The sequence below is a fragment of the Streptomyces sp. SID5785 genome (genome assembly GCF_009870065.1).
Taxonomy (GTDB): domain Bacteria; phylum Actinomycetota; class Actinomycetes; order Streptomycetales; family Streptomycetaceae; genus Streptomyces.
The window spans coordinates 1-6,466 of the sequence record NZ_WWIA01000405.1 but is presented as its reverse complement, the minus strand read 5'-3'; the positions used below and the strand labels follow the sequence as shown (position 1 = coordinate 6,466).

At 73.1% G+C, this 6,466-nt stretch carries 5 protein-coding genes; 1 reads left to right on the top strand and 4 read right to left on the bottom strand.

Going from position 1 to position 6,466, the window contains the following annotated elements; translation table 11 throughout:
• Nucleotides 1-50: 50 nt before the first annotated feature.
• Complete coding sequence (locus GTW43_RS13460) at nt 51-1,463, bottom strand: GH1 family beta-glucosidase (RefSeq protein ID WP_161301902.1); 1,413 nt, start codon at nt 1,461-1,463, stop codon at nt 51-53.
• 377 nt (nt 1,464-1,840) lie between these two features.
• On the opposite strand from GTW43_RS13460, the gene GTW43_RS13455 reads away from it, so the two are divergent.
• Nucleotides 1,841-2,881, top strand: coding sequence for a LacI family DNA-binding transcriptional regulator (locus tag GTW43_RS13455; protein ID WP_161301901.1), 1,041 nt, complete (start codon nt 1,841-1,843; stop codon nt 2,879-2,881).
• 46 nt (nt 2,882-2,927) lie between these two features.
• On the opposite strand, the gene GTW43_RS13450 is transcribed toward GTW43_RS13455, so the two are convergent.
• The 3 genes from GTW43_RS13450 to GTW43_RS13440 form a co-directional block, all read right to left on the bottom strand.
• Nucleotides 2,928-3,653, bottom strand: a complete 726-nt coding sequence (locus GTW43_RS13450) for a dienelactone hydrolase family protein (protein WP_161301900.1) — start codon at nt 3,651-3,653, stop codon at nt 2,928-2,930.
• A gap of 156 nt (nt 3,654-3,809) precedes the next feature.
• Entirely contained in the window at nt 3,810-4,487 is a 678-nt protein-coding gene (locus GTW43_RS13445) for a hypothetical protein (protein ID WP_161301899.1), read from the bottom strand.
• Between the two features lie 105 nt (nt 4,488-4,592).
• Nucleotides 4,593-5,873: a glycoside hydrolase family 6 protein gene (locus GTW43_RS13440; protein ID WP_237536575.1), complete on the bottom strand. Its 1,281-nt coding sequence runs from the start codon at nt 5,871-5,873 to the stop codon at nt 4,593-4,595.
• Nucleotides 5,874-6,466: the final 593 nt, after the last annotated feature.

The window sequence follows — 6,466 nt, the reverse complement described above, 5'->3', positions numbered from 1 at the left end:
ACTTGACGCTGTCGAGGCCGACAGAGGTGCGCGTCGACACCTGTCCGCGCCTACCGCGCCCGGTGCGCAGCGGCGGCGTCGCGCAGCCACAGGCCGCTCTGCTTGGGCGTGCGGACCTGCGTCCGGTAGTCGACGTGCACGATGCCGAAGCGCTTGTCGTAGCCGTACGCCCACTCGAAGTTGTCCATCAGGGACCACGCGAAGAAGCCCCGCACGTCGGCGCCGGCCGCGCGGGCACGCCCCACTGCCGCGAGGTGGTCGGCCAGGTAGACGGTGCGGTGATGGTCCTGGATGTGTCCGGCGCCGTCCGTGTCGTACACGCCGTCGTCGAAGGCCGCGCCGTTCTCGGTGACGTACAGCGGAATGCCGGGGTAGTCGCGGCCGATGCGGGTGAGCAGGTCGGTCATGCCCTGCGGGAAGATCTCCCACGGCATGGCGGTGACCGGGCGGTCGGGCTGCGGGACCTGCACCGTGCGACCGGGCTCGGCCCCGGCCGCCACGACGTCGCTGAAGTAGTAGTTGACCCCGAGGAAGTCGACGGGCTGGGCGATGAGCGCAAGGTCACCTGCCTCGATCGGCAGGGTCACGCCCTGGCGGGCGAGGTCCTCGACCACGTCCTCCGGGTAGCGCCCGCGCAGGACGGGGTCGAGGTAGATACGGGCCCCCATCCCGTCCGCCCGGCGGGCCGCGGCCAGGTCGTCCGGCGCGTCGGACGCCGCGTACACCTGCGCGGGGTTGAAGGTGATGCCGACCTGCGTGGACGCGGGCGTCACCGACCGGATCCGCCGGGTGGCCAGCCCGTGGCCCAGGTGGAGGTGGTGCACCGCCCGGATCGCGGCCCGGAAGTCCTGGCGTCCGGGGGCGTGGCAGCCGACGTGATAGCCCAGGACGGCGGAGCAGAAGGGCTCGTTGAGCGTGATCCAGTGCCGGACGCGGTCGCCCAGCCGTCCTGCGGCCAGCTCCGCGTAGTCGGCGAAGCGGTGCGCGGTGTCCCGCTCGGGCCATCCTCCCCGGTCCTCCAGCTCCTGCGGCAGGTCCCAGTGGTACAGCGTGGCCCAGGGGGTGATTCCCTGCGCCAGCAGCTCGTCCACCAGGCGGTCGTAGAAGTCGAGCCCCTTGGCGTTCACCGGTCCGCGCCCGCCCGGCTGGATGCGCGGCCAGGACAGGGAGAAGCGGTAGGCGTCCAGGCCGAGTCCGCCGAGCAGCCGCACGTCGTCGGGCATCCGGTGGTAGTGGTCGCACGCGATGTCGCCGTGGTCGTCGTTGTCGATCGCGCCCGGGGTGTGGCTGAAGGTGTCCCAGATGGACGGCGTGCGGCCGTCGGTGTCCGCGGCGCCTTCGATCTGGTAGGCGGAGGTCGCCGTGCCCCAGACGAAGTCCGCCGGCAGGCCGGGGATGTCGAGGGCGGGCAGGGGCCGGTGTTCGGGCCGGCGGGGGCCGGCCGGCTGCACATCGATGCTCATGGGGTCCTTGTCCAGCAGGGGTGAATGAGAGAAGCCTCGGGATCCCGCGGATGCGGCACGGCATCCGCACCGCCGAGAGACTGGGAGCGCTTCCAGAAAGATGGAGTGCGACCTCTTCGTTGTCAAGGTTCCCGGCCGCCCCCTTCTCTCGCCGCAGGGGTGGGCGCCCCGCCCGCACACGCACCCTGTGCGCCGACTCGCGAGCATGAACTGGCTGTTCCGAGGGCCGTCGAGCGGCTCCGGCAACACTCTCGTCGACTCGCGTCGGCTTGACATCCCGCGAGGATGTTGGCCAATCTCTGGAAGCGCTACCACTTCTGCACGCGCTGACGCCTGATCGCAGGACGGCCACTCTTCCCTTCCCCAAGGAGCGCTCCGTGTCCGCACCGCCCTCGACCGGCCGGCCGACGCTCGACGCGGTCGCCGCGCGGGCGGGGGTGTCCCGCTCCGCCGCCTCCCGCGCGGTCAACGGCGCGGCGGGCGTGAGCGGCCGGGTCATGGCCAAGGTGACCGCGGCCGTGCAGGAGCTGGGCTACGTCCCCAACCGGGCGGCCCGCACCCTGGTCACCAGACGCACCGGGAACATCGCGGTGATCATCGCCGAGCCGGAGGGCCGCATCTTCTCCGATCCCTACTTCGGACTCCAGATCCGCGGCATCAGCAAGGAACTGGTCGCCCACGACCTCCAGTTGGTCCTGCTCCTCGCGGACGAAGCGGGCGACCACGGACGGATCGACCGGTACCTGGCCGGCGGACACGTCGACGGCGCACTGGCCTTCTCGGTGCACCGCGACGACCCCTTGCCCGCGATCGTGCGCCGTCTCGCGCTGCCCACGGTCTACGGCGGACGCCCTCACTGGACGCCGATCCCCGGCGAGTCCGCGCTCGCGTACGTCGACGCCGACAACCGGGGCGGGGCGAGAGAGGCGGTACGCCATCTCGTCGCCCGGGGGCGCCGGCGGATCGGGCACATCGCCGGGCCGCAGGCTCTTGCGGCGGGGATGGACCGGCTGGACGGCTACCGGGACGTCCTGTTCGACGGCGACCCCTCACTCGTCGTCCAGGGCGACTTCACCGACGAGGGCGGTGAGCGTGCGACGGCCGGACTCCTGGACCGTCACCCGGACCTGGACGCCCTCTTCGTGGCCAGCGACCTCATGGCCAGGGGCGCGCTGCGTGCGCTGCGCAAGCGCGGGCGTGCCGTGCCGCAGGACGTGGCCGTCGTCGGGTTCGACGACCTCGCGCCGGTGGCCACCACGACCGATCCGCCCCTGACCACGGTCCGGCAGGACATCGAGGGGATGGGCCGCACGATGGCCCGGCTCCTGATCCGGAAGCTGGACGGCCGGGGCTCCGCGGCTCCGGCGCAGGCCACGGTCATCACGGCGACCTCGCTGGTCCTGCGGGGCTCGGCCTGAGGGCGGACGCCGGCCCCGACGGGTGTCGGCGCTCGCGCCGACCGCTTCAGCCCGTCACGGGCAGGCACTCGGCGAGCAGGTCGACGACATCGCGCCAGGCGCGCTGCGCGTGCCGTGGGTGGTGGCCGACGCCGGGGACGGTGGGATGGTCGACGGGCGGGTGGTGGAAGGCGTGCAGAGCGCCGCCGTAGACCACGAGGCGCCAGTCGACGCCCGCGGCCTGCATCTCGGCGGTGAACGCGTCCCGTTGCGCGGGCGGCATGATCGGGTCCTCCGACCCGACCCCGGCCCACACCGGGCAGCGCAGGCGTGCCGCCTCGCCCGGTCGGCCGGTGGTGAGCCCGTTGACGGTCGCGATCGCGCGCAACGCGGCGCCGTCGCGCCCGAGTTCGAGTCCGATGGCGCCCCCGGTGCCGTAGCCCACGGCGGCGATCCGGTCGGGGTCGGTACGCGGTTCGGCGCGCAGCACGTCGAGCGCCGCGTGGCCGACACCCCGCATCCGGTCGGGATCGGCGAGCAGCGGCAGGCAGCGGGCCAGCATCTCCTCGGGGTCGCCGAGGTAGCGCCCGCCGTGGAGGTCGAAGGCCAGCGTCACGTATCCCAGCTCGGCGAGCGCATCGGCCCGGCGGCGCTCGACGTCGCCGAGTCCCATGCCCTCCGGGCCGAGCAGCACCGCGGGCCGTCGGTCGGTACCGGCCGGGAGCGCGAGGTAGCCGGTCATCGTCAGGCCGTCCGCCGGGTACGCGACCGTGCGCGTCGTGAACGTCGTCATGTGACCGGACCGTAGCCGTCGCCGCGTGCCGACGGGCGGTGCCTCTGCCGTCGGCAGAACGGCTCCGGCTCCGGCCGCCGCCGGGAGGGTGACACGGCGGAGGGGCCGTTGCCGCCCGTGCCCGCGACACCACCCGGTCCCGCTGCGCGGCGGATGCTACTGCCGCGCGCCGGCCTGCTCGTCGGCCGCGGTCGCGGTCGCCGGCTGTCCGTCCTGAAGCTGCTGGAGCCGCTTGAGCGTTGCGGCCAGCATGGTCTGCGCACCCGACGGATCGCCCGCGGCTCCGCCTTCGACCCGGACGCGGACCGTGGCCCGGCCCGAGCGGAGGTACCCGTAGAAGGAGTCGTCCCCGACGGCGACGAGCGTGTTCTCGTCCCCCAGCGGTTTCTTCGGGGTCACCTGCTTGCGCGTCCCGTCGCCCTTCCACGTCGTGTACTGGCGGTGGGCGGCGTCGGTCGAGTCGAAGAGGCAGATCGCGATGTACGCCATCTCGACGGTGGAGCCGTTGTGCTCGTACGAGGAGTCGCCGCCGCGGACCCAGCCCCGGGGCGCGGTGTCGGCGTCCTCGGCCGCGTTGCAGTACCGGCCGTCGGTCACGTCCTTGTCGCCGTGCAGGGAGTAGCCGGGAAGGTTCTCGCCGTCGCCGAGCAGGGCCTGCGTGAGGTGTGCCTGGCTGATCTCCCGGGTGATCGGCTCCGCGGCGGGCGCGGCAGCCGGCTTGTCCGCCTGCCGCGTTCCGTGGTCGGAGTCGGCCGCGTCGCCGCCGGAGGAGCAGGAGGTCAGCAGGGCCGTCCCGGCGAGAACGGCGGCGAGGGTGACGCGTAGACGTGACATGAACACAGCCTATCCACACATGATCATCACCCGGCAGGGCGGGCCCGGGCGGGTGTGCCGACCGGCGCCTGCCCGCTGCGGCCCACCCGTCGGCACGCCCCGCGGTCAGTGACCGGTGTTGAACGTGAGCGCCGGCTTCGCGTCCCTCGCCAGGGTGTGGGCGAACTCCGGCCACCAGGCGCCGGCCGGCGGGTCCTCGATGCCGTACTCGGGGTCGACGGGTCCAGCCGTGCCGCGGTGGCAGGTGCCGTCCGACTCCCCGATCGTCTTCACGTACAGGTAGGCGTCGGCCAGCGGCCGCCCGGTGTCGGCCGTGGGCCGCACGCCGATGCCCCGCCCAGGTGCGTTGCACCAGGGTTCGGGGTCGGTGTACTTGCCCGCCGGTGGTGTCCAGGCGCCGAGACCGTTGCGGCTGTTGTCCAGGACGTAGTGCGAGAGTTCCCCGACCGGCGGGTGCCCCACCGTCCGGTCGTACCACGCGTCGACCCACTTCCAGGTCGAGGGGTCGTAGAAGTCGACGGCGTTTCCGGGCTGCCCGTCGTTGGGGGCGGCAGGCGAGTAGTACTGGCTGGCGCAGGTGTCCGTCCTGCCCCGCGCCTCGGCCGGGCCCTCCGTGGCGTACCACACGCACTGGGAGACCCAGGTGGCGTACCTGTTGAGCTGGTCGGTCGGCTGGTAGTTGGAGACGTTCAGGGCGAAGCCCTGGGTCTTGGCCAGGTCGGCCTTGATCAGGCGCCCCGCCAGGTCGCCGACGGGCTGCCAGTTGCTGCTGCCGCCGTCGAGATACACGGACGTCCTCGGCTTCGACCCCATGATGTCCACCGCGGCCCGGATGTTGGCGTAGCGCTCCTCGGTGCGGGTGCCGTCCGGGTCGCCCTCGGGGCAGTCCTGCGGCAGCAGCGCCAGCCCGTCGGGCTCGACGACGACCATCGCGCGTCCCGTGCCGACGCCGTCGGCCACGGCCTGGACCCAGGCGCGGTACTCCTCGGGGCTGTCCGCGCCGCCGGCCGAGTAGAAGCTGCAGTCGCGTCCGGTGACGTTGTAGAGGACGAACACTGGCACCGTACGGGTCCGTTCGGCCGCCCGCATCGTCTTCCTGACGGCCTTTCCGATCTCGGTGGGGGTGCCGTGGTCGAGCCAGATCGCCTGGGGCCAGGAGGCCAGTTCGGCCATGCGCAGGGCGTCCTCGACCCTCCCTGCCCTGAGGTCGGCGGCCGCCTGCCGGGCGGCGCCGGCCTCGGGGTCGACGTAGAAGCGGGTGTTCCTGGGCAGCACGTGATCAGCCGCCGGGCCGCCGGGCGCCGCGGCGGCGGCTCCGCCGCCGAGCCCTCCGGCGGCGAGGGCCGCACACGCGACGGGAACGAGCAACCGTCTCACTCTGCTCATGAGCTGAGGTCTCCTTCGTACGGGGATGGGGCCGGGCGGCCTGGTGCACATGTGGACCCGCGAACGCGTCAGGTGGTGCGGGGCGAGGACGGCACATACCGGCGATCGCCACCCCGTCCCGCTGGATTGGTAGCGCTTCCAGTCGGTCGAGCGTCCTGGCGCCGCGCGCCCTCATGGTGGGGGCGGGTGAGAGCCGTGTCAATGGTCTGGGAGCTCACCCGCGCGTCACGGCTGTGCACTTGCGTGACGCAGTGGGCGGTTCTGCCCCCGGGAAGCTCCGCGCCATGACACGGCGCGGTGAACGGCACGTTACCTCTGACTCTCCGCGTCCCTTGTCGCGCCATCATCCCGCTGCTACGTTTTTGGGAGCGGTTCCAGAGCTGGTTGCTCCGGCAGGTCACCCCTGCGGCGGCCGGGCACGGCGCCGCGCACTTCCCGCGTCAGGAGCACGGATCCCGCTGCTCGTGGTCATCGCGGTGCGAACGGTGTACCCCACAGCACCCCCGGCGTCCCTCCCCCGCACGTCGACGTTCCGCGGACGCCGCCCCCGTCACCCCCACCCGGGCCCGCCGCACGCGCGGCTCCAAGGAGGC